Genomic DNA, 24461 nt, shown 5'->3' with positions numbered 1-24461 from the left:
CCCGTTGTGCAGGATGAATAGAATAAATTTCTATCTACGAGGGACTGGAGAAATGGACGCCATCGATCGCAAGCTGCTGGAACTGCTGCAGGCCGATGCCACATTGCCGATCGCGGAACTGGCGCAGCGCGTGAACCTGTCGCAGACGCCATGCTGGAAGCGCGTGCAGCGGCTCAAGGAGACCGGCGCGATTCGTGCGCAGGTTGCGCTGTGCGATCCGCGCAAGCTCGGCGTCGGCACGACCGTGTTCGTCGCGATCCGCACGAACCAGCACACCGAGGAATGGGCGCAGCGTTTCACGCAGGCCGTGCGCGACATGCCGGAAGTGGTCGAGGTCTACCGGATGAGCGGCGAGACCGATTACCTGCTGCGCGTCGTGGTGGCCGGCATCGACGACTACGATCGGGTCTACAAGCAACTGATTCGCACGGTGCCGCTGTTCGACGTCAGCTCGTCGTTCGCGATGGAGCAGATCAAGTATTCGACTGCGCTGCCCGTGCGCGATCTCGCGGAGCCGGCGTAGCGCGTCAAGGACGCGGCACGGAGGCTGACGGTGTCGCGCGACGGGGCCGCGGCACGGCGTCAGCGGCCGCGTGCCAGTGCGCGTGCGCGTTCGTCGGCGAGCGCGTCGCGGCGCACGAAATCCGCGACGAATGCGTTCGCTGGATGATGGTGCAGCGCGTACGGCGTGTCCCATTGCGCGAGCCGGCCGTCCTTCATCACGCCGATCCGGTCGGCGATCGCGAACGCTTCGGCCTGGTTGTGCGTGACGAGGATCGCGGTGTGGCCCGTGCGTTTCAGGATGTCGCGCAGCTCGAACGCGAGCCGCTCGCGCGTATCGACGTCGAGATTCGAGAATGGCTCGTCGAGCAGCAGCAGCTCCGGGGACGGCGCGAGCGCGCGGGCGAGCGCGACGCGTTGCTGCTGGCCGCCCGACAACTCGTGCGGATAGGCGCCGCCGGAATCGGCGAGGCCGACGAGTTCGAGCATTTCGGCGACACGCAGGCGCCGTTCGATCTTCGGCATGTGCCGCAAACCGAAGGCGACGTTGTCGGCCGCGCTGAGGTGCGGAAACAGCGCATAGTCCTGGAACATCATGCCGATGCGCCGCCGCTCCGGCGGCACCTCGAACGACGATGCCGCGACGGGCCTGCCGTCCAGCATGATGCGCCCCATGCGAACGGGCTCGAAGCCGGCGATCGCGCGCAGCACGGTCGTCTTGCCGCAGCCCGACGCGCCGAGCAGGCAGCCGATGTCGCCGCGCGGCAGCGCGAGGCTCAGCCCGTCGACCACCGTGCGGCGGCCGTGCGGCGTGTCGTAGGCGATGCAAAGGTCATCGAGTTCAAGCAGGTTCACGGGTTCAGGCTCCGATCTTGTGGCGGGTGCGGGCGAGCAGGATCACGGGCACGAGCCCGGCCAGCACGATCGCGAGCGCGGCGACCGCGCCTTCTTCGTAGGTGCCGCGTGCGGCTTCCGCATACAGCCAGGTCGCGAGCGTGTCGAAATTCAGCGGACGCAGCAGCAGCGTGGCCGGCAATTCCTTCATCGCGTCGACGAACACCAGCAGCGCGCTTGTCGTGAGCGCGGGCCGCAGCAGCGGCAGGTGGACGCGGCGCAGCGTGCCGCCGGCCGTCTCGCCGAGCGAGCGCGCCGCCTGTTCGAGCGACGGCGGAATGCGCGCGAGACCGGCCTCGATGCTGCCGGCTGGGATCGCGAGAAAGCGCACCGCATAGGCGATCACGAGCGCGGTGACCGAACCCATCAGCAGCAGCCCGTCGCGGCCGAGCGCCGCGCCGAACAGCCGGTCGGCTGCCGCGAACGGAATCAGCAGGCCGATCGCGAGCACGGTGCCCGGTACCGCATAGCCGAGGCTCGCGATCCGCGCGCACAGGCGGGCAGGGCCCGCGCGGGCGCTGTCGCGTTGCGCGCGCGCGGCCCACGCGACGACGAGCCCGCAGGCGAGCGTCGCGGCGGTGGCCGCGGTGGCGATCGTCAGCGTGTTCGTGAGCCCCGTCAGCAGTTGCGCGGACACGCCGCCGACGAGATGCAGCCGCTTGCCGGTCTCCACCGCGAGGTACGCGGCCGGTGCGCCGAAACCGAGCAGCACGGGCAGCCAGCCGAACACGGCGGCGCCGAGCGCGGCCGCGCCGGTGAGGCGGCGCGGCGCGATCGGCCGCATGCGCCGGCCATGCGCGTAGCGCTGGCGGCGGCGCCCATGACGTTCGAGCACGATCATGCCGACGACGATCGCGAGCATCGCCAGCGCGATCTGCGCGGCACCGGCGAGGTCGGAGCGCGTGATCCACGTCGTGTAGACCGACACGGTCAGCGTCTGCACGCCGAGAAATTCCGACGCGCCGATGTCGTTCAGCGTTTCGAGCAGCGCGAGGCTCACGCCGACCGCGATCGCGGGCCGCGCGAGCGGCACGACGACGCGCCAGAACGTCGCGACGCGTCCCGCGCCGAGCGTGCGCGCGGCCTCGAGCAGGCTCGCGGACTGCGTGACGAACATCGCGCGCGTGCTCAGGTACACATACGGATACAGCACGAAGCCGAGCACGAAGATCGCGCCGGGCAGCGAGCGCAGGTCCGGCAGGCGGAACTGGCGCGGGCTGTCGAAGCCGAGCAGCCAGCGGATCGCGCCCTGGACGGGGCCGATCGGATGCAGCAGGTCGAGATACGCGAATGCGACGATGTAGGTCGGCACCGCGAGCGGCAGCAGCAGCGCCCACGTCAGCATCCGGCGACCGGGAAAATCGTACGCGGTGACGAGCCACGCGCAGCCGGTGCCGACGATCGACACGATCGCGCCGACCCCCGCGAGCAGCAGCAGCGTATTGACGAGCGCCTGCGGCAGCACGAATTCGGCGAGATGACGCCAGTGCGCGAGATCGGCGTCGAACGCGGCGGCCACGAGCACCGCGAGCGGCGCCGCGACCGCCGCGGCGACCGCCAGCGCCGCGAGCAGCCACAGGCTGCCCGCGCGCGGGCGCAGACGCAGCCGGGATGGCGCGCGGTACGCGCCGGACGATGCGGCGTCAGTTGTCAAAGCCGACCTTGTCGACGAGCTGGCTCGCCTGCTTGCGATGCTTCGCGATGTCCGCCAGCGGCAGCGGGTCGACCTTCAGCGCGCCGAAACCCGCGATCACCGGATCGAGCTTCACGTTCGCGCGTACCGGGTATTCGTAGTTCGCCTGCGCGTACAGCGCCTGCGCTTCCGGCGACACGAGGTATTCGAGCAGCTTCACCGCGTTGGCCTTGTGCGGCGCGTGCTTTGCGACCGTCGCGCCGCTGATGTTCACGTGCGTGCCGCCGCTCTTCGCGTTCGCGAACGTCGGGCGTACGACCTTGATCGCGTCGCCCCACTTGCGCGCGTCGCTGCCGGCTTCCGCGTTCTTCATATGGCCGACGTAGTACGCGTTCGCGAGGCCGACGTCGCAGATGCCGCCGAGGATGTCGCGCGCGACGTCGCGGTCGCCGCCCGTCGCCTTGCGCGCGAGGTTCGCCTTCACGCCGCGCAGCCATTTCTCGGTCGCGGCCTCGCCGTCGTGCGCGATCATCGCCGCGACGAGCGCGGTGTTGTACGGATGCTGGCCCGAGCGGATGCAGACCTTGCCCTTCCATTTCGGATCGGCGAGATCCTCGTAGCGGAATGCGTCGACCTTCAGGTCCTTCTCGACGTACAGCACACGGTCGCGCAGCGACAGCGCGTACCAGTCGCCGTTCGTGCCGCGCAGGTTCGCGGGAATCGCGTCGTCGAGCGCCTTCGAGCGTACTGGCTGCGTGACGCCACCGTCGACCAGGTCGAGCAGGTTGCCGACGTCGACCGTCATCAGCACGTCGGCCGGCGACTGCGCGCCTTCCGCCTTCACGCGCTCGAGCAGGCCGTCCTTCACGAACACCGTGTTGACCTTGACGCCGCTCTGCTTCGTGAAGGCATCGATGAGCGGCTGGATCAGCTTGGGTTCGCGGGTGGTGTACAGGCTCACTTCCTCGGCCGCCTGGGCAAGCGGCGCGAAGGCGGCCGCGGCCAGGGCGAGGGCGCCGGCGAGCGGCAGCAGGCGGGTGCGCGGATTCGACATGGTGACTCCGGTGGGACGGGTGGACGAAGGAAATATTACAAAATGAAAGATTCGGGATTCTAAATCGAAATGGGAACGATTACCAACTGAAAGCGTGCGGAAAGCAGCGGGGGATGGGCGTAACGGCGATCGGAAACGGGACGTCGCAGCGCGGGCGCAAGCGCGTAGAATGCGCGCTTCGATGAATTTGACGGAGACGCACCGACCATGAACGATCAGCGCAAGAAGAACCCTGTTCGCAACGTGAGCATCCTGATCGTCGTGGCCGTGCTCCTCGTGATCGGGACGATCCTGTACAACGCGATTTCGCAGAAGCGGGCGTACGACGAGGCCCATCCGGCCGAGGCCGCGAGCGCGGCATCGCACTGACGTGCCGGTACGCGGGCCGGCCGGGCCGCGCACGCGGCGCATGCGAAGGGGCGCAATCTGCGGCTTCCGGCGCGACGGGCGCCGCGCGGAGCCTTGACGGCAGCGGGCGCCGAACGAGGCGCGCCGCGCATTCGGGGCAGCCGTGCGTCAACGTGACGCAGGGGCGAATTTCGGGCGGATCCGTGCGTAGAACACGGCCGCGAGCAGCGCGAGCCATGCCGCGCCGACATACAGCGCGACACGCGTATCCTCGAACCAGCCGAGCATCACGATCACGAAACCCATGAACGCGATCGTCAGCGCCGGCGCGGCCGGCCACAGCGGCACCTTGAACTTCAGCGCGGCGACTTCCGCGCTCGACAGGCGGCGGCGCATCGCGACCTGCGACAGCAGGATCATCAGCCAGACCCATACGGTCGCGAACGTCGCGATCGCGGCGACCACCAGGAACACGTCCTTCGGCATCAGGTAGTTGAGCAGCACGCCGACGAGCAGCGCGCCGGCCATCACGAGCACCGTGACCCACGGCACGCCGTGCCGCGACGTCGTCATCAGCACGCGCGGTGCCTGGCCCTGTCGCGCCATCCCGAACATCATGCGGCCCGCGCCGAAGATGTCGCTGTTGATCGCCGAGATCGCCGCGCTGATCACGACCAGGTTGAGGATCGTGGCAGCCGACTTCACGCCGAGCGCCGAGAAGATCTGCACGAACGGGCTGCCGTCGCTGCCGACGCCCGTCCACGGGCTGATCGACATCAGCACGACCATGGTCAGCACGTAGAACAGCAGGATGCGCGCGGGCACCGCGTTGATCGCGCGCGGAATCACGCGTTCCGGATCCTTCGCCTCGCCGGCGCTCATCCCGATCACCTCGATCCCGCCGTACGCGAAGATCACGACCGACAGCGACGCGACCAGCCCGCCGATGCCGTTCGGCAGGAAGCCGCCGTGGTTCCACAGGTTCGCGAACGTCGGCACGTCGGCCGAATGGCCGAAGTGCATGCCGGACAGCAGGATCGCGACGCCGCCGCCGATCATCGCGACGATCGCGCCGACCTTGATGATCGACAGCCAGAATTCGAGCTCGCCGAACACCTTCACGTGGCACAGGTTCAGCCCGCAGATGATCGCGACGACGCCGAGCACCCAGATCCATTGCGGGACATCCGGAAACCAGAAGCCCATGTAGATGCCGAACGCGGTGATGTCGGCGATCGCGACGATCACCATTTCGAGCGTGTAGGTCCAGCCGGTGACGAAACCTGCGAACGGGCCGAGGTTCTCGGTCGCGTAATGGCCGAACGAGCCGGCGACGGGTTCGCGCACGGCCATCTCGCCGAGCGCGCGCATCACCATGTAGACGGCCGCGCCGCCCAGGATGTACGCCAGGATCACGGCCGGGCCCGCGAGCTGGATCGCGGACGCCGAGCCGTAGAACAGGCCCGTGCCGATCGCCGAGCCGAGCGCGAGAAAGCGGATGTGCCGCGCGCTCAGGTGGCGCTGCAAGTTTTTCATCGAGTCTCCGATATCGTTATGCGACGGACCGGGCGAGCGGGGCCGGTCCGATTGGCTCAAGTTGTCTATACAACTTGAATGTGAACGAATGATAACAAGCCGGGCCGGGTGACCGGAATCGGGTATTCCCTGACTGGCGCGGCGAGCGGGAAGGGGCGTGGGGCGGTCGCGCGACGGATGCGCGGGCCGCGTGGAGCGGACGGGTCATGCTTCGGGGATCGCTGAGTCGGGGCGCGCCGGTGGCCGACCCGCGGCGTGCGCGGGCCGGCCCGCCGGCGCGGGTGGTCGGGGTCAGGCGGGCAGGCGGATCACGCTCGCGTCCTTGCGGATCAGCAGCGACGACGCAAGCATCTGCTTGCATTGGTGGGCAAGCACTTTCAGGTCGTGCGTGAGCTCGGCGCCGACCGCATCGGATTTCTCCGCGGACACGACCATCGCGTCGAGATCGCGCGTGATCTGCTTCGACGTTTCGAGCTGGTCGGCGGGCGGCGGTTCGCCAGCCTCGGCCTTCTCGAGATTGTCGAGCACGGCGGCGAGGCCGCGATGCAGCGCGTCGTCGTGCTCGATGCTGCCGTCGGCCGAGCACGCGTTGCGGATCAGCGGCGCGGCGGCCGTGATCTGCGCGCCGAGCACGTGCGTCTGCACGAGCAGGTCGTTCAGTTCGGGCACGAAACGCTGGTGCGCCTTCGGCTCGATCATCATCCGCTGGAACGCCTGCCCGAGGTTCGCGAACGCGATGTGCACGTCCTTGCGCGCCAGGCGGTAGCGGTAGTCGTCGTCGAGGCTCGTGGCCGGCGTTTCGACCGCCGCGGCGACGACCGGCACGACGGCGGCGCCGTCGGCGGCGGGCACGGTCGGCGGCGACGCGCCACGCCCGGCGCGCCACACGGCCTCGAAATACTTGCGGGTTGCGGTGAGCATGTCGGCGACCTGCTTGCCCATCAGCCGGTATTCCCAGTACGGGAACAGTCGGCTCGCGGCGATCGCGATCATGCAGCCGACCACCGTGTCGATCGCGCGCTCGCCGATGATCCGCATGCTGCCCGGTGCGAGCAGGTGAAACATCAGCAATACGTACGACGACGTGAACACGACGCTTGCCGCGTAATTGAACAGCAGCAGGCTGTAGCTCATCACCATCGACCCGAACATGATCGCGATCAGCAGGTGCGGCTCCTTCACCGTGTAGATCAGCGCGATGCTCGCCGCGCAGCCGATCAGCGTGCCGATGATCCGCTGCGCGTTGCGCTGCTTGGTCAGCGAGTAGCCGGGCTTCAGGATGATGATGGTCGTCATCACGATCCAGTACGCGTTCGTGAGCGGCAGCAGCCGGCCGATCCAGAAGCCGACCGCCACCGCGATCGTCACGCGCAGCGCGTGGCGAAAGCTCGGCGAGCGCATGTTCAGGTTCGAGAAGATCAGCAGCGGCGACATCCGGCGGCGCTGCAGGAAGCGCGTGAGCGCCTTGTCGATCTTCAGTTCGGTTTGCTGCGGATCGGCGTGGCCCGACAGGTTGCGGCGCATCCGGTCGATCAGGCGCGTCGCGCTCCAGATGCGCCGGAACGTCGCGAGCACGGCCGCGTACGCTTCCGCGTTGGTGGCCGCGAAGTTCTTCTTGCGCATCAGCTCGATCTCGTACTCGATCGCGCGCAGTTCGGCCTTCACGCTGATCCGCGAATGCGGCGCGCGGTTCTCGAGCACCGCGAGGCCGATCTCCTCGAGATCGGCGGCCGCCTTGCGGATCAGGTCGCGGTAGAAAATGATCAGATCCGAGCCGCCGAACGTGTTGCGCACCAGCGGGTAGTCGGTGTGGGCGCCGACGAACAGCTCGTGCAGGTCGACGCTGTTGATGAACAGGTTGTACATCGTCGTGCGGCCGGGATCGAGCTTGCCGCGCCGCAGCTTCGGCAGGTTGCGCAGCACGATGTCGCGCGCGGTTTCCTGCGTTTCGACCGCGGTGATCTGCCGCGCGACCAGGTTGCGGTAGCATTCGTCGAGATCGGCGTCGAGATCGTAGAACTGTGCGCGCGCCAGCAGGTAGTCGGCACAGGCGAACAGGCTCTCGGCCAGCGCTTGCTGCTCGATCCGGCGCGCCTGCCATCGCGACACGAGCGTGGCCCAGTACGTGTACCAGAGGCCGCCCGCGAGAATCCAGCCGGCGTTGATGAACGCCTGCAGCGGCGTGAACTTCTCCTCGAGCGTCATCACCATCATGAACAGCGTCGCGAAGCTGATTTGGGGCCAGCGGTTGCCGTAGACGACGATCAGCGACAGCACGAACGTGAGCGGCACGATCGTGAGCCACAGCGCGAAGATGTTCGGTGTCGCGAGGCCGGTGGCGAGCGCCGCGAGGAAGCCGATCACGCTGCACGCGAGCATTTCGTTGTGCTTGTACTTGAGCGGACCCGGCATGTCGACGACGCAGGCGCCGAGCGCGCCCGTCGAGATCGTGAAGCCGAGTTCGCGGTTGTGAAACACGATCAGGCACAGCACGGCCGGCAGCGAGACGCCGACCGCGATCCGCAGGCCGCCGAAAAAGTACTGGCTGTAGAAAAACTTTCTGATTTCGACCGAATAGCGCATCGATGGGCTGAATGGCAGACGAAGACGCCGGGGCGGCGTATTGACTGGCGACGAGTCTATCGTATTTCGCGGTCCGCAAAACCTGGCTTTCCGGCAGAGGTTCGCGGCGGCGGTCCATTTGCTATCCTTGGTGATCCTGTTCGCCCGGCCCGGCCGGGGCGAGGTTCCGACGCCCGCTTCATGCTCCATCTCTTCTATTCGAACCGTCACGAGACGCTGGCCGACGCGCTGCTCGAGGATCTGGCCGCGTTCCCGGCCCGCAACGGCCCGTGGGCGCCGCAACAGGTCATCGTGCCGAGCGCGGCGCTGCGCCGTCGTCTCGAGCTCGACATCGCCGCACGCAACGGCGTGTGCGCGAACGTCGAGTTCACGTATCTCGCGCAGTGGCTGTGGGCGCAGATCGGCCGCGTGATGGAGGTGCCCAAGCGTTCGCCGTTCGCGCCCGACCGTCTCGTGTGGCGCTGCTACCGGCTGCTCGCGCAGGCGGCCGGCGGCGCGCCATGGCTCGCCTCGCCACGGCTGGCCGCGTACCTGTCCGCCTCCGACGATGCGATGCGCTACGAGCTCGCGCACCGCGTCGCGGCCGTGCTCGATCATTACCTGACCTATCGCCCCGAATGGCTGGCCGCCTGGCAGGCTGGCGAATCCGTGCTCGCGAGCGACGCCGCGCCGCGCGGGATCAGCGACGCCGCACGCGACGACGAGCGCTGGCAGGCCGCGCTGTGGCGCGCGCTGCTCGCCGAGCTGAGCGACAGCGGCACGCCGCCCGCGCACCGTTTCCTCGTCGAGGCGCGCCATCTCGATGCCGAAACGGTCGCGCGCGCGGACTGGCCGGAATCGGTCAGCGTGTTCGCGCTGCCGACGATGCCGCCGCTGCACGTCGCGTTGCTGCGCGAGCTGTCGCGCTGGATCGACGTGCGCGTCTATGCGCTGAACCCGTGCCGCGAATTCTGGTTCGACATCGTCACGGCCGCGCACGCCGAGACGCTCGATGCGGCCGGGCGGCTCGACTATCAGGAAGTCGGCCATCCGCTGCTCGCCGAGTGGGGCCGGCAGACGCAGGCGCAGCTGCACATGCTGCACGAGCTGACTGAAAGCGCCGCGTCGGGCGATGCCTCGCGCTTCGTCGAGAATCCCGCGCCCACGTGGCTCGCACGCGTGCAGAACGCGATCCTCGAGCTGCGGCCGGAGGCCGAAACCGGCGACACGCCGGCCGAGCGCGGCATCGAGGTGCACGTGTGCCACAGCCTCGCGCGCCAGCTCGAGGTGCTGCACGACCGCCTGCTCGCGTGGTTCGACGCCGATGCGAGCCTGCAGCCGTCCGACGTGCTGGTCGCGGTGGCCGACCTCGCGGCGGCCGGGCCGCTGATCGATGCGGTGTTCGGCACGGCCGGCGCCGGCGGCGCGCGCGTGCCTTACCGGATCACCGGCCTGCCGCCGTCGCAGGCGAACCCGGTCGCCCGCGTGCTGCTCGACTGGCTCACGTTGCCGGAACGGCAGGTCGGCGCGCCGGAGTTGGTCGAATGGCTGCGCGTCGATGCGGTGGCCGCGCGATACGACATCGACGCGGCCGCGCTCGAGACGGTGCAGACCTGGCTCGCGGCCGCCGGCGCGCGGCGCGGGCTGTCGCCGCTTGTCAGCGACGACGCGGCCGTGCCCGCGCCGCGCCATACGTTCTCCGATGCGCTCGCGCGGCTCTTTCTCGGCTATGCGATGCCGGAAGGCGCGGCGCCGATCGGCGCGTGGCTGCCGATCGAGGCGGCCACGGGCAGCGAGGCCGAACTGCTCGGCCGGCTGGCGCGCTTTACCGACGATCTCGACGGCTTCGCGCGTCGCCTGGCCGAATCGCACACGCCGAGCGGCTGGAGCGAACTGTTCGCCGATACGCTCGCGCGCTTCTTCGATTCGGGCGCCGCATATGCGGACGCGCTGGCCGGCGTGCGCGATGCGCTCGACGCGATGCTGGCCGCGATGACGGAAGGGGCGCCCGACGAAGCGTTGCCGGCCGCGGTCGTCCGCGCGGGGCTGGCCGCGGCGCTCGACGATCCGGCGCGCGGCGGGGTGCCGTGGGGCGGCGTCACGTTCTCGTCGCTGACGAGCCTGCGCGGGCTGCCGTATCGCGTCGTCTGTCTGCTCGGGATGGACGACGGCGTGCTGCCGAGCCTCGCGCGCGCGGACGAATTCGACCTGATGGCCGTGTTGCCGAAGCTCGGCGACCGGCAGCGCCGCGACGACGAGCGCAACCTGTTTCTCGACCTGCTGCTGGCCGCGCGCGACCGGCTGCTGATCGCCTATACGGGCCGCAGCATCCGCGACAACGCGCCGTTGCCGCCCGCGGCGCTCGTCGACGAACTGCTCGATCATCTGGCGATCGTCACGGCCGGGCCCGACGCCGCGCCGGACGCCGTCGATGCCGCGCGGCGCGCGTTCATCGTCGAGCATCCGCTGCAACCGTTCGCGGCCGCGTATTTCCAGCCCGGCAGCGCGCTCGTGTCCTACGACGCCGAGCGGGCGACGCTCGCGTCGCTGCTCGCCGCCGAAGCGTCGCGCGACGGCCCGCGCGAATTGCCGTTCTTCGCGCAGCCGCTGCCGGCCGAGCCGGTCGAGCCCGTCGCGTTCAGCGAATTCGAACGCTTCTGGCGCCATCCGGCGCGCGCGTTGCTGCGCGGCCGGCTCGGCATCGTGCTTGCCGACGCGCAGGCCGAACTGCTCGATACGGAACCGTTCTCGCTCGACTTCGCCGGCAGTGATGCGCTCGCCGAGCGCGTGTTGCCGCTGTTGATCGAATCGGACGAGGGCACGGTGCATGACCACGCGCTGCGCATTGCCGATGCGAGCCCCGAACTGCCGGGCGGCGCGACGGGCACGGTGTGGCGCGATCAGGCGCTCGGCTCGATGACGCAGCTTGCGTCGAGCGTGCGCCGCGCGCTGGCCGACGGCATCGAGCGGCGGCCGTTCTCGCTCACGGTCGTGCCGGCATGGCCCGATACGGAGCAGGCGTTGTTCGGCACGGACGACGCGATGCTGTCGGCCGACGCGGTGTGCGCGCCGCTCGAATTGCAGGGCACGCTGAACCGGTTGACGCCGGCCGGGCAGATCATCTATCGCTACGCACGACCGAGCGCGCGCGACTATCTGTCCGCCTGGCTCGCGCATCTCGTGTACTGCGCGATCGAGCCCGGCGGGCCGCGCCGCACGCTGTGGTTCGGCAGCGGCGGCGCGTTCGAGCTGACGCCCGTCGCGGCGCCGCTGGAACGGCTCGCGCCGCTTGCCGCGCTGTTCCGCGCGGGGCGGCGGATGCCGCTGCGGTTCTTTCCGCGCAGCGCATGGGCGCGGGTGTCCGACGGCGAGGCCAAGGCCGCGAGCGTGTGGATCAACGAACGTGTCGTGAGCGAAGCGGACGATCCGGCGATCGCGATCGCATGGCGCGGTGCGCACCCGTCGCTCGACGAGCCGTTCGGCACATTGGCGCGGCTCGTGTTCGAGCCGCTGATCGAGCATCTGAAGGAGGTTGCATGAGCGCCGTGTCGCAGCCGCAGCAGGCGCTCGAACTCGACGTGTTCGCGTGCCCGCTCGACGGCGTCAACCAGATCGAGGCATCGGCCGGCACCGGCAAGACCTGGAACATCTGCGCGCTGTACGTGCGCCTGCTGCTCGAGAAGGATCTCGGCGCGGACGAAATCCTCGTCGTGACCTTCACGAAGGCGGCGACGGCCGAGCTGCACGAGCGGATTCGCAGCCGGCTCGCGCAGCTTGCGCACGCGCTCGATACGGGCGACGACGGCGGGGACCCGTTCATCTCGCGCCTGCTCGAGACCACGCTCGGCGCAGACGGCGTGCTCGATTCCGAGACGGCCGCGAAGCGCATCCGGCGCGCGCTGCGCGCGTTCGACCAGGCCGCGATCCATACGATTCACGCGTTCTGCCAGCGTGCGTTGCAGGAAGCGCCGTTCGCCGCCGCGATGCCGTTCGCGTTCGACATGGAGGCCGACGATGCGTCGCTGCGCTTCGAACTCGCGGCGGATTTCTGGCGCACGCGCGTCGAACCGGCGGCCGCGCGCTGGCCGGGTTTCGCGACCTGGCTCGTCGAATCGGGCGCCGGCCCGGCCGCGCTCGATGCGCAGCTCGCGCGCCGGCTGAAGAAGCCGCTCGCCGCGCTGCGCTGGGACGGCGTGACCGAGCCGGACGAGTCGGCCGAGGCCGCCGCGGCCGAATGCTTCGCCGAGGCGGCGCGGCTGTGGGCGGCCGAGCGCGAGACGATCGACGCGTTGCTGCGCGCGGCGCAGCCCGCGCTCAACCAGCGCTCGCACAAGCCCGATGCGGTCGCCGATGCGCTGGCCGCCTGGACGGCGCATTTCGCGCAGGGCGACGCGACGGCCGCGCTGCCGAAAGCCGCGCTGAAGCTCACGCAATCCGCGCTGACGAAGGCGACGAAGAAAGGCGGCGTGACACCCGAGCACGCGTTCTTCGACGTCGCCGATGCGCTCGAAGCCGCGGTGGCCGCCGCCGAGGCCACGCAGCGCGCGCGCTGGCTCGCGCTGATCGCCGACTGGCTCGACGTGGCGCCGGGCGAGCTGGCCGAGCGCAAGCGCACGCGGCGCGTCGTGTCGTTCGACGATCTGCTGGCGAACCTGTACCACGCGCTGCATGCGCATCCGTGGCTCGCCGAGACGTTGCGCGCACGCTATCCGGCCGCGCTGATCGACGAGTTCCAGGATACCGACCCGCTGCAGTTCGCGATCTTCGACCGGATCTTCGCGCCGACCGGCCCGCTGTTCCTGGTCGGCGATCCGAAGCAGGCGATCTACAGCTTTCGCGCGGCCGATCTGCATACCTATCTGGCGGCGCGCGCACGAGCGAGCGCGTGCTACACGCTCGCGGTCAACCAGCGTTCGACGCCCGCGATCGTCGACGCATGCAACCGCTTCTTCATGTCGAATCCGCGCGCGTTCGTGCTCGACGGGCTCGACTATTACGCGGTGCGTGCCGGCACGCGCGTGCGCGCGCCGTTCGTCGACGAAACCGATCCGGGCCCGTCCGGCGACTTCCGGGTCTGGGCATTGCCGGGCGGGGAAGGCACGTTGCTCAAGCGCGATGCGCAGGCACAGGCCGCGCAGGCGTGTGCCGCCGAGATCGCGCGGCTGATGCGCGGCGCGCGCGAAGGGCACGTGCGGCTCGGCGACACGCCGCTGTCGCCGGGCGACATCGCGGTGCTCGTGCAGACGCACCGGCAGGGCAGTCTCGTGAAACGCGTGCTCGCCACCTGGGGCATCGGCAGCGTCGAGCTGGCGCAGGCGTCGGTGTTCTCGACCGGCGACGCCGAGCAGCTCGAACGCGTGCTGGCGGCGATCGATGCGCCGGGCGACCTGCGGCGCCTGCGCGCGGCGCTCGCATCCGACTGGTTCGGCCTCGATGCCGGTGCGCTGTGGCGGATGGAGCAGGGCGACGGCGATGCGTCGAGCGGCGCGTCCGACAGCACCGACGCGATGAGCTGGGTCGAGCGCTTCTCGCGCTATCGGCTGCTGTGGCGCGAACGCGGTTTCGCGGTGATGTGGCGCACGTTCACGCGCGAGCTGCGGATCGCCGAACGGCTGATGGCCGGTGCGGACGGCGAGCGTCGCGTGACCGACATCAACCATCTGGCCGAACTGACGCAGGCGCGCGCTTCCGCGCAGCCGGGCATCGCGCCGACGCTGCGCTGGCTCGCCGCGCAACGGCTCGACGGCGGCGGCGAGGAAGCGCAGCTGCGGCTCGAATCCGATCGCAACCTCGTGCAGATCGTGACGGTGCACAAGTCGAAGGGGCTTGAATACGCAATCGTGTTCTGTCCGTTCCTGAACGACGGCGGATTGCGTGAACCGCCTGCGTCCGCGTTGCCCGATGCGCGCGAGTATCACGACGAAGCGGGCGACGCCGTGCTGCATTACGGATGCGACGACGAGGCGGCCGCGCACGCGGCGCGGCAGGCGTTGCGCGAGCAGGCCGCGGAACGTGCGCGGCTCGTCTACGTGGCGCTCACGCGTGCGGTCTATCGTTGTTATGTCGTTGCCGGGCCGTACCTGTCGTCGCGCTCGACGCGCGAAGCGCGGCGCAGCGTGCTCAACTGGCTCGTCGCCGGCGCCGGCCAGTCGTTCGATGCGTGGCTCGACGAACCGCCCGACGAGGCTGCGCTCGAGGCGGCGTGGCGCGCGCTCGCGGGCGGCCCCGTGAGCGTCGCGCCGCTGCCCGTGCCCGCGCGCCGCGAGCGTCTCGCGGCGGGGCACGACGCCTCGCAGGCGCTCGCGGCGCGCCACGCGACGCGTGTGCTGCGCGACGCGTGGCGGATGGCGAGCTTCAGCTCGCTGACCGCGTCGATGGCGCGCGAGGAGGCGGGCGTCGCGGCCGTGCCCGACGACGAACTGCGGCCCGATCACGATGCGCTTGCCGAGGTGACGCCGGACGGCGAATGGCACTTCTCGGAGCCGGCCGCGGCGGAACCGCCGGACGACGACATCCTCGTGTTCCCGCGCGGGGCCGCGGCCGGCGAATGCCTGCACCGCCTGTTCGAACTCAGCCGCTTCACGGAGCCCGAGTCGTGGCACGCGGCCGCGCTCGGCGCGCTGCATGACCGGCCGGTCGAGGCGGAGCCCGAGCTCGCTACCCGGCTGCCGGCGATGATGGCGCAGCTGGTCGACGATGTCGTGCACACCGAGCTCGTGCCGGGCATGCGGCTCGCCGATCTCGATCCGGCGAAGCGGCTCGACGAAATGGGGTTCCTGTTCCCGGCGCCGTCGCTCGACCTGGCGGCGCTGCGCCGCTTGCTGGTCGCGCACGGCTATCCGGACGTCGCACTGGAGGCGGGCACGCTCGCCGGTTTCATCAAGGGTTTCATCGACATGATCGTCGAACACGACGGCCGCTTCTGGATCGTCGACTGGAAGTCGAACCATCTCGGCACGACGCCGGATGCCTACGGTCCGCGCGCGCTCGACGTCGCGATGGCCGATCACGCGTATCACCTGCAGGCGCTGCTCTACACGGTCGCGCTGCATCGCTACCTGCGCGGACGGCTGCCCGACTACGACTACGATACGCACATCGCGGGCTACCTGTACCTGTTCGTGCGCGGCGTGCGGCCCGGCTGGCGCAGCGGCGGCGAGCCGTCCGGCGTGCATGCCCGCCGGCCCGCGCGTGCGCTCGTCGAGGCCCTCGACCGCATGATGGAAGGGAGGCGCGCATGAACGCGTCGGACGACACGCTCGAATTCACCGGCGGCCTCGTCGCGCGGCTGCCCGAGCCGGCCGATTTCGGCATCGCGCTTGCGGAAGGCTTCGCGCGTCGCATCGGCGAACTCGCGCGGCGCGCCGGCGCGCCGTCGGCCGCGGCACGCTGGGCGGCGCGCGCCGCGTTCGCGACAAGCCGTGCGACGGCCGGCGGCCACGTGTGCGTCGCGCTCGGCGCACTCGCGCAGCGCTACGACGCACCGCTCGACGAGGTGCGCGCCGCGCTTGCCGCGAGCGGCGTGGTCGCGTTCGGCACGCTGGCGCGCGGCGACGAGCGGCCGCTGATCGTCGACCGGCACGATCACCTGTACCTGTCGCGCTATTTCGATTACGAACGGCGGCTTGCCGATGCGCTCGTCGCACAGGCCGGGGTTGCCGGTCCGGACGAAGGCCTGTCGCCCGACCGGCTGCGCGACAGTCTCGCGCGCTATTTCGGGCCGGCCAACGGCGAAGTCGACTGGCAGCGCGTGGCGGCGATCGTCGCGCTGACGGGCCGCGTGACGATCGTCAGCGGCGGCCCCGGCACGGGCAAGACGACGACGGTCGTCGGCGTGCTGGCCTGCCTGCTCGACGCGCACCCGGGGCTGCGCATCGCGCTGGCCGCACCGACCGGCAAGGCCGCGCAGCGGATGCAGGAAGCGCTGCATGCACGGGCCGGCGACCTGCCGCCCGAACTCGCGGCACGCCTGCCCGACACGTCGTATACGCTGCACCGGCTGCTGGGCGGCGGCGGGGCGGCCGGCTTCCGCCATCATCGCGACAATCCGTTGCCGTACGACCTGATCGTCGTCGACGAGGCGTCGATGATCGACGTCGCGCTCGCCGCGCATCTGCTCGACGCGCTTGCGCCGGGCGCACGGCTCGTGCTGCTCGGCGACAAGGATCAACTGGCCGCGGTCGAAGCGGGGGCCGTGTTCGCCGAGTTGAGCGCGCGGCCCGCCTTTACGGCCGCGGCGCGCACGCGCATCGCACAGGCGCTCGGCATCGACGAGGCGACGTTCGTCGCGGCGTTGCCGGTGCCGGACGAAGCCGCAATCGCCACCGCGGCGGGCGTGCCGGCCGCACGTCCGGCTTCCGTTTCGGCGCAGGCGTTGCCTTCGGCATCGGCTTCGGTTTCCCGCAAACCGGCGTCGCGGCAGAAGGCCGATCCGCGACAGGCATCGCTCTTCGACGACGAACCGCAGGATGACGAAGTTTCGTCGGTCGCGATCGTATCGCCACCGCCGGCAGTCCCGGGGCCGGCCGATGTCGGCGGCACCGTTACCGCGGGGGAGACACCCGCATGGATCGAAGTCGACGAACTCGCATGGCTCGATGCCGTCGAACTGCCGCCGTTCGACGCGGGCGACGCGGCGCTCGCATCGGTGACGGCAGCGACATCCGCATCGACCGGCGAAGTCGACGCCGCAGCCGCCGTCGCGCGCGCGCCGGCGCCGCTCGCGGACTGCGTCGTCTGGCTCGAACGCAACTACCGTTTCGGTCTCGATTCGCCGATCGGGCGGCTGTCGGTCGCGATCCGCGGCGGCGACGTGCAGGCCGCACTGGATGCGCTGCCCGCCGACGATACGGCCGCCGCGTCCTTCCACGACGATGCGGGCGATACGCTTGCATCGTCGACGGTCGAGCGGCTCGCGCGGCGGTTCGGCGCTTACCTCGACGCGTTGCGCGCCGCGCTGGACGCGCCGGTGCCCGATCCGCTGCCGCTGTTCGATGCGCTCAACCGGTTCCGGATCCTGTGCGCGACCCGCAACGGCTCGCGCGGCGCGGAGCACGTCAACGCGCTGGTGGCCGCGCACGTGCGGCACGCGGCGCGCGTGCCGCTCGCGGTCGGCGCGCACTGGTTCACCGGGCGGCCGATCATGGTGACGCGCAACGACTACGCGCTCGGGCTGTTCAACGGCGACATCGGCATCGCGTTGCCCGATGCGCACGGCGTGCTGCGCGTGTGGTTCCGGCGCGCGGACGGCACCGCGCGTGCGGTGTCGCCGGCCGCGCTGCCGCCGCACGAGACGGCGTTCGCGCTGACCGTCCACAAATCGCAGGGTTCGGAATTCGACGAAGCCGCGCTCGTGCTGCCGGCCTCGTTCAGCCGGGTGCTCACGCGCGAGCTGGTCTATACGGCCGTCACGCGTGCGCGCACGCGGGTGCAGGTGATCGGGCCGCGGCGCGTGCTGGCGCAGGCGGTCGCAACACGCACGCAGCGCGATTCGGGGCTCGCGGCGCGCGTCGACGAAGCGCTCGCGCGACACCGCACGGAGGTTTCGCGATGATGATCCGCTATACGCTCGATCCGGCCGAGGTCGAATGGACGGCCGTGCGCGCACAGGGCGCGGGCGGGCAGAACGTGAACAAGGTGTCGAGCGCGATTCACCTGCGCTTCGACATCCGTGCGTCGTCGCTGCCGCCGGTGATCAAGGAGCGGCTTCTCGCGCTGTCCGACCAGCGCATCACGCGCGACGGCATCGTCGTGATCAAGTCGCAGGAATACCGCACGCAGGAGAAGAACCGCGAGGCCGCGCTGGCGCGACTCGATTCGCTGATCTCCAGCGTCGCGTTCACGCCGCGCGCACGCGTGGCGACGCGGCCGACGCGTGCGTCGAAGGAGCGGCGGCTCGAACACAAGTCGCGCCGCAGCGTGGTGAAGTCCGGAAGAGGGAAGGTGATCGACTGACGAATGAACGGCCGGCGGCGCGCGCGGCTAGCGCATCACCGTTCCCGCGCTGTCGAGCACGAAGTCGACGCAGAACACGACGAGCCGGCTCCGTGCGCGGATCGCGACGGCGGCCGTGTAGCAGTCGCGGCCTTCCGTCAGCGAGAAATGCGGGCCCATCAGCGCGACGCGTCCAGGTGCGGCGATCGCGCGCTGGAAGTACGGGCGCCGCGACCAGTTGCTGTGGGTTTCCGGGAACAGCGGCGCGAGGCGGGCGGTGACTGCCTGACCGTCGTCGGGCCGCGCGGTGATCGACGGCAGGAACTGCTCGCCGATCTCGTCGGTGACGAACACGCGGCGCGCGGCCGGCACCGTGAACACGCGTTGGGCGGCATCCTGCAGATTGCCGCTGGCGGAAAAGGCGGCCGCACCGCCCAGCACGAGTCGTTCGATCGCATCGAAGCCCGGCTGCTCGGCGATGACCGGCGGGCGCCGGCGTGCGATGAAGCGCTGCCACGCGGCGTCGAGCATCGCGGGCGCGGCCGCGCTCGCATGCGCGATCGACGCATCGGGCTGGCCGAACTGGAAACCCTGCACGAAATCGATATCGGCCTCCATCAGCGTCTGCAGCGCGTCGTCGCTTTCGACGCCTTCGGCCAGCACCATCGCGCCGGCCTGGTGCAGCATCGACACGAGGTGATGCATGATGCGGCGATCGTCGGCCGACCCGGTCGCGCGTTCGACGAGCGAGCGGTCGAGCTTGACGATGTCGGGCCGTGCGCGCCAGACGCGGTCGAAATTCGAGAATCCGGTGCCGAAATCGTCGATCGCGATCAGGAAATCGCGATGCTGGATCATGTCGATCGTGCGGGCGAGCGCGGCTTCGTCGCGCGCCGGTTGCTCGACGACCTCCAGCACGATGCGGTTCGGCGGCAACCCGAAATGCCGGCACAGCGCCTCGACGAACTCGCGCTGCACGAGGCCCGTATCGAGTACGCGCGGCGTCACGTTCAGGAACAGCCAGCCGTCGCCGATTCCCTGCGCGACGAAGTTGGCCGTGTGCAGGCAGCGCGCGAGCCGGTCGAGCAGCAGCGCGTCGGCGTCGGCACGCGTCTTGTCGAAGAGGGCGGTGGGCGAGAGCAGCGTGCCGTCCGCGTCGACGACGCGCAGCAGCGCTTCGTAGCCGACGACGCGCTTGTGCGTGATCGACAACACGGGCTGGAACACGCTGCGCAGCGTCGTGGTGCGAAAGGTGGCGACCCAGCCGCCGGGCGTCGGCGTCAGGCGTTCGAGCAGGGAGTCGAGCGACAGGTCGCGGGCGGGCTTCATGTCAACGGTGCCCGGGGGCGTACGGTGGGGCGGGAGCGGGCCGCCACGCCGATGCGGTCGCACGCGCAGGCGGACGCGAAAGAACGTGGTACATCGAGGCCGCCTCGTGCGGATAAGTGTTTCGAGTGTACCGGGATTGCAGCGGCGCGCGTATCAGGGTAACTCCAGACGCAAACGGTACACGGCCCGGCCATGGCAACGGCGCGGGGGTGCCGGGTGCCGTTCGCGTGCGTGCCGCGCATGACCGTCACGCAGCGGCGGGCGCTGCCGGCGCACATGACAACCCGACCGCATGGCGAATGGTAAAGGGCGGGGGACGAAAAATCCCGGCGGCGGAGACAGGCGCGAACGAGATCCGCCGTCGGATGAATGCGGGTGCGCGGTGCCGCCATCCGCGATGCGTTGGCGCCCGCGCCCGGATCCTCAGGCCGCTTCGCCGCCGCGCGGCCGGATGCCGGGAATCCGCTTGATCACGCCGGTCGCGAGCGCGGTGCCGACGAGTACGATCGCGCAGCCTTCGATCATGACGGCCGACACGTGTTCGCCCAGGAACAGCGCGCCCCACAGCAGCCCGAACACCGGGATCACGAACGTCACGGTAATCGCGCGGGCGGGGCCGACATGCGCGATCAGATAGAAGAAGATGAAATACGCGATGCCGGTGCACGCGATGCCGAGGGCGAGTACCGCGCCCCAGGCGTGGGCGCTGACCGGCGCCGCCGGCCAGGTGGCGATCGCGAACGGCAGCAGCAGGAGGGTCGAGCCGATCATGCTGCCGGCCGCGTTGACGAGCGGATCGACGCCACCGAGCGTGCGCTTCGTGTAATTGGCCGCGATGCCGTACAGCAGCGTCGCGCCGAGCGCCGCGGCGGCAGCGAGCGCGGTCGCGCTGGCGCCCGTGTCGCCGTGCGCGTTCGCGATCTGGTTCCACACGAGCGTGAGGACCCCGGCAAAGCCGATCACGAGGCCGAGCGCACGCGGCAACGACAGCTTGTCCTTCAGCCACAGGTACGCGACGAGCGCGCCCCACAGTGGCGTCGTCGCATTGATCACCGACGTGAGCCCGGCCGACAGCGTCAGCTCGGCGAACGCGAACAGGCAGAACGGGATGCCCGAGTTCAGTGCGCCGACGACGAACAACGGCCACGCATGGCGGCGCAATCGCGCACCGAGGTCGGCGGGTTTGAAGCGCGTCAGCGCGAAGCCGGTGAGAAACAGCGCGCCGATGCCCACGCGCAACGCCATCAGCGGCGCGACGCCGAGATCGATGACGCCGATCCGGATGAACAGGAACGACGCGCCCCACAGGGCAGCGAGCACGGTCAGCAGGAAGGCGTTCTTGGGTGACATCGATCGTGAGGGCGAGGACGGGTTGCGATGAATCTTACACCGCGTTACCGCGCCGTCGTTTCACGATTCGATGAAACGACAAGAAACGGGAATATCGCCGGTCGAGGGGGCAGGGCGCCACCCGTCGGCGGCCGTGCCCGGTCAGTGATGGCGCCAGCCGCCGCGTCCGCCGAAGCCGAAATTGAGCGACAGCGCCGGTCCCCAATAGCCGCCCCAGGCAGGCGCATAGGCCGGCGCCGGATAGTAGTAGGCGGGGCCGGGATCGACGTACACGGGCGCCGGCTGCACCGGCGCGGCCGTGTAATAGCCGCCGGGATAGTAGCCGTACGGGTAGTAGCAGCCGGCGAGCGTCGTGCAGGCGAGCGCCGCCGCGACGAGGGTCCTGTTCATGATGTCTCTCCGGCGGAGCCGGCAATCGGCAGATGCTTAAGCTTAGGCCGCGCGCCGATGACACGGTGTGCAAAACGGTAACCGATCATTTCCGGGCGGCTGCCGCGCCTATTGCGGCGCCGCATGCGAAAACGGCGCTTCCGCATCGCGGAAACGCCGTCTGGACGAAGGTTGCGTCGGGTCCGGCCGGCGGCTTACTTGCCGACCTGGTTACCGATGATGCCGCCGGCTGCCGCACCGCCGAGCGTCGACAGCGCGCTGCCGCCGATCGCCGCGCCGGCGACGCCGCCGACACCCGCGCCGATTGCCGTGTCGCGCTGACGTCGTGACATCGAATCGCAGGCCGACAGGCTGGCCACCGTCGCGACGAGAAGCGCGCATACCCCAAAACGCCGAATCGAGTTCATGATCGTTGTCCTTGTGGTAGTGAGCGGAGGTCGCGCGACCGGCTGGCGGCCGCGCATGACCCCAATCTACGCGCCGCTTGGCGGGGCTGCTGTAAGGACTTGTTAAGGCTTGCGCGGTTTCGTAATCAATTGTTTCCCGTGCCGCCGCAGGCACGCGACGTGCGCAAAAAAGCCCGCTCGAAAGCGGGCTTCATGCATCGCGATGCGACCCGGCGCGGATCGCTGCTTGCGCTTACTGACGGTGATAGATCTCGGCGCCGGTCTTGACGAACTCGACCGCCTTCACTTCCATCCCTTTCTTCAGCGCCTCGGTTTCCGACACGCCCTGCTGTGCCGCGAACTCGCGCACGTCCTGCGTGATCTTCATCGAGCAGAAGTGCGGGCCGCACATCGAGCAGAAGTGCGCGACCTTCGCCGAATCCTTCGGCAGCGTTTCGTCGTGGAATTCGCGCGCCTTGTCCGGATCGAGACCGATGTTGAACTGATCTTCCCAGCGGAACTCGAAGCGTGCCTTCGACAGCGCGTTGTCGCGCACCTGCGCGCCCGGGTGACCCTTGGCGAGGTCGGCGGCGTGCGCGGCGAGCTTGTACGTGATGATGCCTTCCTTCACGTCGTCCTTGTTCGGCAGGCCGAGGTGTTCCTTCGGCGTCACGTAGCAGAGCATCGCGGTGCCGAACCAGCCGATCATCGCCGCGCCGATGCCCGACGTGATGTGGTCGTAGCCCGGTGCGATGTCGGTCGTCAGCGGCCCGAGCGTGTAGAACGGCGCTTCCTTGCACCAGTCGAGCTGGAGATCCATGTTCTCCTTGATCAGCTGCATCGGCACGTGGCCGGGGCCTTCGATCATCACCTGCACGTCGTGCTTCCACGCGATCTGCGTGAGCTCGCCGAGCGTCTTCAGCTCGCCGAGCTGCGCTTCGTCGTTCGCGTCGTAGATCGAGCCGGGACGCAGGCCGTCGCCGAGCGAGAAGCTCACGTCGTACGCCTTCATGATCTCGCAGATCTCTTCGAAGTGTTCGTACAGGAAGCTTTCCTTGTGATGCGCGAGGCACCACTTCGCCATGATCGAGCCGCCGCGCGACACGATGCCCGTCATCCGGTTCGCGGTGAGCGGCACGTACTGCAGGCGCACGCCGGCGTGGATCGTGAAGTAGTCGACGCCTTGCTCGGCCTGCTCGATCAGCGTGTCGCGGAAGATTTCCCAGGTCAGGTCCTCGGCCTTGCCGTTGACCTTCTCGAGCGCCTGGTAGATCGGCACCGTGCCGATCGGCACCGGGCTGTTGCGGATGATCCACTCGCGCGTTTCATGGATGTGCTTGCCGGTCGACAGGTCCATCACCGTGTCGCCGCCCCAGCGGATCGCCCACGTCATCTTGTCGACTTCCTCGCCGATCGACGACGTGACGGCCGAGTTGCCGATGTTCGCGTTGATCTTCACGAGGAAGTTGCGGCCGATGATCATCGGCTCGGATTCCGGGTGGTTGATGTTCGCGGGGATGATCGCGCGGCCGCGTGCGACTTCGTCGCGCACGAATTCCGGCGTGATCTCGGCCAGCGCATTCGCGCCGAAGGCCGCGGCGCCGAATGCTTGGCCCGGGTGCTGGCGGCCCATCATCGCGGCGAGCTTCGCGCCGTTCGGGCCGCTCGACTTCAGGCTCTCGATGTATTCGGCGCGGCGCTGGTTCTCGCGGATCGCGATGTACTCCATTTCCGGCGTGATGATGCCCTGGCGCGCGTAGTGCATCTGCGTGACGTTCTTGCCGGCCCGGGCGCGACGCGGGTTGCGGTGCAGGCCGGGGAAACGCAGGTCGGCCGTGGCCGGATCGGCCGCGCGCTCGAGGCCGTACTGGCTCGACAGGCCGGAGAGCACGTCGGTGTCGCCGCGTGCCTCGATCCAGCGTTGGCGCAGCGCGGGCAGGCCTGCACGGATGTCGATCTTCGCGTCCGGATCGGTGTAGGGGCCCGACGTGTCGTACACGTAGATCGGCGGATTCTTTTCGCCGCCGAAGCCGGTCGGCGTGTCGGCCTGCGTGATTTCGCGCATCGGCACGCGGATGTCGGGCTGCGAGCCGGTGACATAGACCTTGCGCGAATTCGGCAGCGGCGCGACGGCAGCCGCGTCGACGTGGGCGTCGGCGGACAGAAACTTCGGATTGGCGTTCATTCGATCTCCTGTGTCGGCCCGAGTCGGCGCTTCGGCGCTTACTCGGGCCCCATGCAAAGCAATTGTGGGGCGCGAGCTAAGCAGGAGACGAGATTCGTGAGGCGGCGGGTTTCGTCAGAGGGATGGCGGCGAAATCCGTACGCTTCCCTGCGCTGGCATTATCCAGATCAGGTTCAAAGGGTATTTCTCACCCGCAATGCCGGTTGTTTGACCGGGCGCATTGCAGGACCCCCGCGTTAGCAAGGGCACACGATACACCGGCTTGGCGGCGGTTTCAACCGGGAGCGGAGCGGATGCCGCCGGGCGATCGCTTGATCGCCGCGGCCGGACCGGGCGGGGTGCGCCGCAGCAATCGCGGCC

The 24461-nt window shown here is 69.5% G+C and carries 16 protein-coding genes and 1 riboswitch; of the genes, 6 read left to right on the top strand and 10 right to left on the bottom strand.

The window, feature by feature from the left end:
• The first annotated feature begins 52 nt into the window (after positions 1–52).
• Positions 53–523 (top strand): Lrp/AsnC family transcriptional regulator, encoded by a 471-nt coding sequence (locus HWX00_RS05690; protein ID WP_006484401.1) that lies wholly within the window; start codon positions 53–55, stop codon positions 521–523.
• A 59-nt stretch (positions 524–582) separates the two neighbouring features.
• On the opposite strand, the gene HWX00_RS05685 is transcribed toward HWX00_RS05690, so the two are convergent.
• From HWX00_RS05685 to HWX00_RS05675, 3 genes are read right to left on the bottom strand one after another with little or no spacing between them, the layout of a single operon-like run.
• Entirely contained in the window at positions 583–1356 is a 774-nt protein-coding gene (locus HWX00_RS05685) for an ABC transporter ATP-binding protein (protein ID WP_175027840.1), read from the bottom strand.
• Between the two features lie 4 nt (positions 1357–1360).
• Positions 1361–3049, bottom strand: coding sequence for an ABC transporter permease (locus HWX00_RS05680; protein WP_059560632.1), 1689 nt, complete (start codon positions 3047–3049; stop codon positions 1361–1363).
• Positions 3039–4082 (bottom strand): Fe(3+) ABC transporter substrate-binding protein, encoded by a 1044-nt coding sequence (locus HWX00_RS05675; RefSeq protein ID WP_175027841.1) that lies wholly within the window; start codon positions 4080–4082, stop codon positions 3039–3041. The genes HWX00_RS05680 and HWX00_RS05675 overlap by 11 nt, the downstream gene beginning before the upstream one ends.
• Positions 4083–4289: 207 nt before the next feature.
• Here HWX00_RS05675 and HWX00_RS05670 point away from each other — a divergent pair, with 207 nt between their 5' ends.
• On the top strand, positions 4290–4451 hold the full coding sequence (locus HWX00_RS05670) for a hypothetical protein (RefSeq protein ID WP_009688068.1): 162 nt from the start codon (positions 4290–4292) through the stop codon (positions 4449–4451).
• Between the two features lie 147 nt (positions 4452–4598).
• Here the strand turns inward: HWX00_RS05670 and HWX00_RS05665 are convergent, their stop codons facing one another.
• A complete protein-coding gene (locus HWX00_RS05665) occupies positions 4599–5966 on the bottom strand; it encodes an amino acid permease (RefSeq protein ID WP_034186575.1) in 1368 nt (455 codons plus the stop codon).
• Positions 5967–6257: 291 nt separating this feature from the next.
• Positions 6258–8549, bottom strand: a complete 2292-nt coding sequence (locus HWX00_RS05660; protein ID WP_124609109.1) for an FUSC family protein — start codon at positions 8547–8549, stop codon at positions 6258–6260.
• 180 nt (positions 8550–8729) lie between these two features.
• Here HWX00_RS05660 and recC point away from each other — a divergent pair, with 180 nt between their 5' ends.
• Genes recC through arfB form a run of 4 tightly spaced genes read left to right on the top strand, consistent with a single transcriptional unit; the run spans position 8730 to position 18482 of the window.
• Positions 8730–12068: an exodeoxyribonuclease V subunit gamma gene (recC, locus tag HWX00_RS05655; RefSeq protein WP_175027842.1), complete on the top strand. Its 3339-nt coding sequence runs from the start codon at positions 8730–8732 to the stop codon at positions 12066–12068.
• The gene (recB, locus tag HWX00_RS05650; RefSeq protein WP_175868098.1) at positions 12065–15769 is read left to right on the top strand and encodes an exodeoxyribonuclease V subunit beta; all 3705 of its coding nucleotides are present in this window, start codon (positions 12065–12067) and stop codon (positions 15767–15769) included. The genes recC and recB overlap by 4 nt, the downstream gene beginning before the upstream one ends.
• A complete protein-coding gene (locus tag HWX00_RS05645) occupies positions 15766–18081 on the top strand; it encodes an AAA family ATPase (RefSeq protein ID WP_175868097.1) in 2316 nt (771 codons plus the stop codon). Before recB ends, HWX00_RS05645 begins: the two co-directional genes overlap by 4 nt.
• Positions 18078–18482 carry an alternative ribosome rescue aminoacyl-tRNA hydrolase ArfB gene (gene arfB, locus HWX00_RS05640; protein WP_034186580.1) on the top strand — a complete coding sequence of 135 codons (405 nt, stop codon included), beginning with the start codon at positions 18078–18080 and terminating at the stop codon, positions 18480–18482. The genes HWX00_RS05645 and arfB overlap by 4 nt, the downstream gene beginning before the upstream one ends.
• A gap of 27 nt (positions 18483–18509) precedes the next feature.
• Here the strand turns inward: arfB and HWX00_RS05635 are convergent, their stop codons facing one another.
• The 5 genes from HWX00_RS05635 to thiC form a co-directional block, all read right to left on the bottom strand.
• Positions 18510–19790 (bottom strand): sensor domain-containing phosphodiesterase, encoded by a 1281-nt coding sequence (locus HWX00_RS05635; protein WP_034186581.1) that lies wholly within the window; start codon positions 19788–19790, stop codon positions 18510–18512.
• A 423-nt stretch (positions 19791–20213) separates the two neighbouring features.
• On the bottom strand, positions 20214–21140 hold the full coding sequence (locus HWX00_RS05630) for a DMT family transporter (protein WP_049035319.1): 927 nt from the start codon (positions 21138–21140) through the stop codon (positions 20214–20216).
• 141 nt (positions 21141–21281) lie between these two features.
• Complete coding sequence (locus tag HWX00_RS05625; RefSeq protein WP_034186583.1) at positions 21282–21530, bottom strand: hypothetical protein; 249 nt, start codon at positions 21528–21530, stop codon at positions 21282–21284.
• Between the two features lie 194 nt (positions 21531–21724).
• Entirely contained in the window at positions 21725–21937 is a 213-nt protein-coding gene (locus tag HWX00_RS05620) for a glycine zipper 2TM domain-containing protein (RefSeq protein WP_021162063.1), read from the bottom strand.
• Positions 21938–22169: 232 nt separating this feature from the next.
• A complete protein-coding gene (gene thiC / locus HWX00_RS05615) occupies positions 22170–24101 on the bottom strand; it encodes a phosphomethylpyrimidine synthase ThiC (RefSeq protein ID WP_175029103.1) in 1932 nt (643 codons plus the stop codon).
• Positions 24102–24227: 126 nt separating this feature from the next.
• A riboswitch (TPP riboswitch) is annotated at positions 24228–24344 on the bottom strand.
• Between the last annotated feature and the right edge of the window lie 117 nt (positions 24345–24461).

The sequence above is a fragment of the Burkholderia seminalis DSM 23518 genome (assembly GCF_902832885.1).
Taxonomy (GTDB): Bacteria; Pseudomonadota; Gammaproteobacteria; order Burkholderiales; family Burkholderiaceae; genus Burkholderia; species Burkholderia seminalis.
This window is presented reverse-complemented; position numbering and strand designations above follow the sequence as displayed.

Excerpts from the sequence above, each read along its gene's own strand:
- HWX00_RS05690 (WP_006484401.1), top strand. The coding sequence starts at position 53 with ATGGACGCCATCGATCGCAAGCTGCTGGAACTGCTGCAGGCCGATGCC.
- HWX00_RS05675 (WP_175027841.1), bottom strand. The coding sequence starts at position 4,082 with ATGTCGAATCCGCGCACCCGCCTGCTGCCGCTCGCCGGCGCCCTCGCC.
- HWX00_RS05670 (WP_009688068.1), top strand. The coding sequence starts at position 4,290 with ATGAACGATCAGCGCAAGAAGAACCCTGTTCGCAACGTGAGCATCCTG.
- HWX00_RS05665 (WP_034186575.1), bottom strand. The coding sequence starts at position 5,966 with ATGAAAAACTTGCAGCGCCACCTGAGCGCGCGGCACATCCGCTTTCTC.
- HWX00_RS05660 (WP_124609109.1), bottom strand. The coding sequence starts at position 8,549 with ATGCGCTATTCGGTCGAAATCAGAAAGTTTTTCTACAGCCAGTACTTT.
- recC (WP_175027842.1), top strand. The coding sequence starts at position 8,730 with ATGCTCCATCTCTTCTATTCGAACCGTCACGAGACGCTGGCCGACGCG.
- recB (WP_175868098.1), top strand. The coding sequence starts at position 12,065 with ATGAGCGCCGTGTCGCAGCCGCAGCAGGCGCTCGAACTCGACGTGTTC.
- HWX00_RS05645 (WP_175868097.1), top strand. The coding sequence starts at position 15,766 with ATGAACGCGTCGGACGACACGCTCGAATTCACCGGCGGCCTCGTCGCG.
- arfB (WP_034186580.1), top strand. The coding sequence starts at position 18,078 with ATGATGATCCGCTATACGCTCGATCCGGCCGAGGTCGAATGGACGGCC.
- HWX00_RS05635 (WP_034186581.1), bottom strand. The coding sequence starts at position 19,790 with ATGAAGCCCGCCCGCGACCTGTCGCTCGACTCCCTGCTCGAACGCCTG.
- HWX00_RS05630 (WP_049035319.1), bottom strand. The coding sequence starts at position 21,140 with ATGTCACCCAAGAACGCCTTCCTGCTGACCGTGCTCGCTGCCCTGTGG.
- HWX00_RS05625 (WP_034186583.1), bottom strand. The coding sequence starts at position 21,530 with ATGAACAGGACCCTCGTCGCGGCGGCGCTCGCCTGCACGACGCTCGCC.
- HWX00_RS05620 (WP_021162063.1), bottom strand. The coding sequence starts at position 21,937 with ATGAACTCGATTCGGCGTTTTGGGGTATGCGCGCTTCTCGTCGCGACG.
- thiC (WP_175029103.1), bottom strand. The coding sequence starts at position 24,101 with ATGAACGCCAATCCGAAGTTTCTGTCCGCCGACGCCCACGTCGACGCG.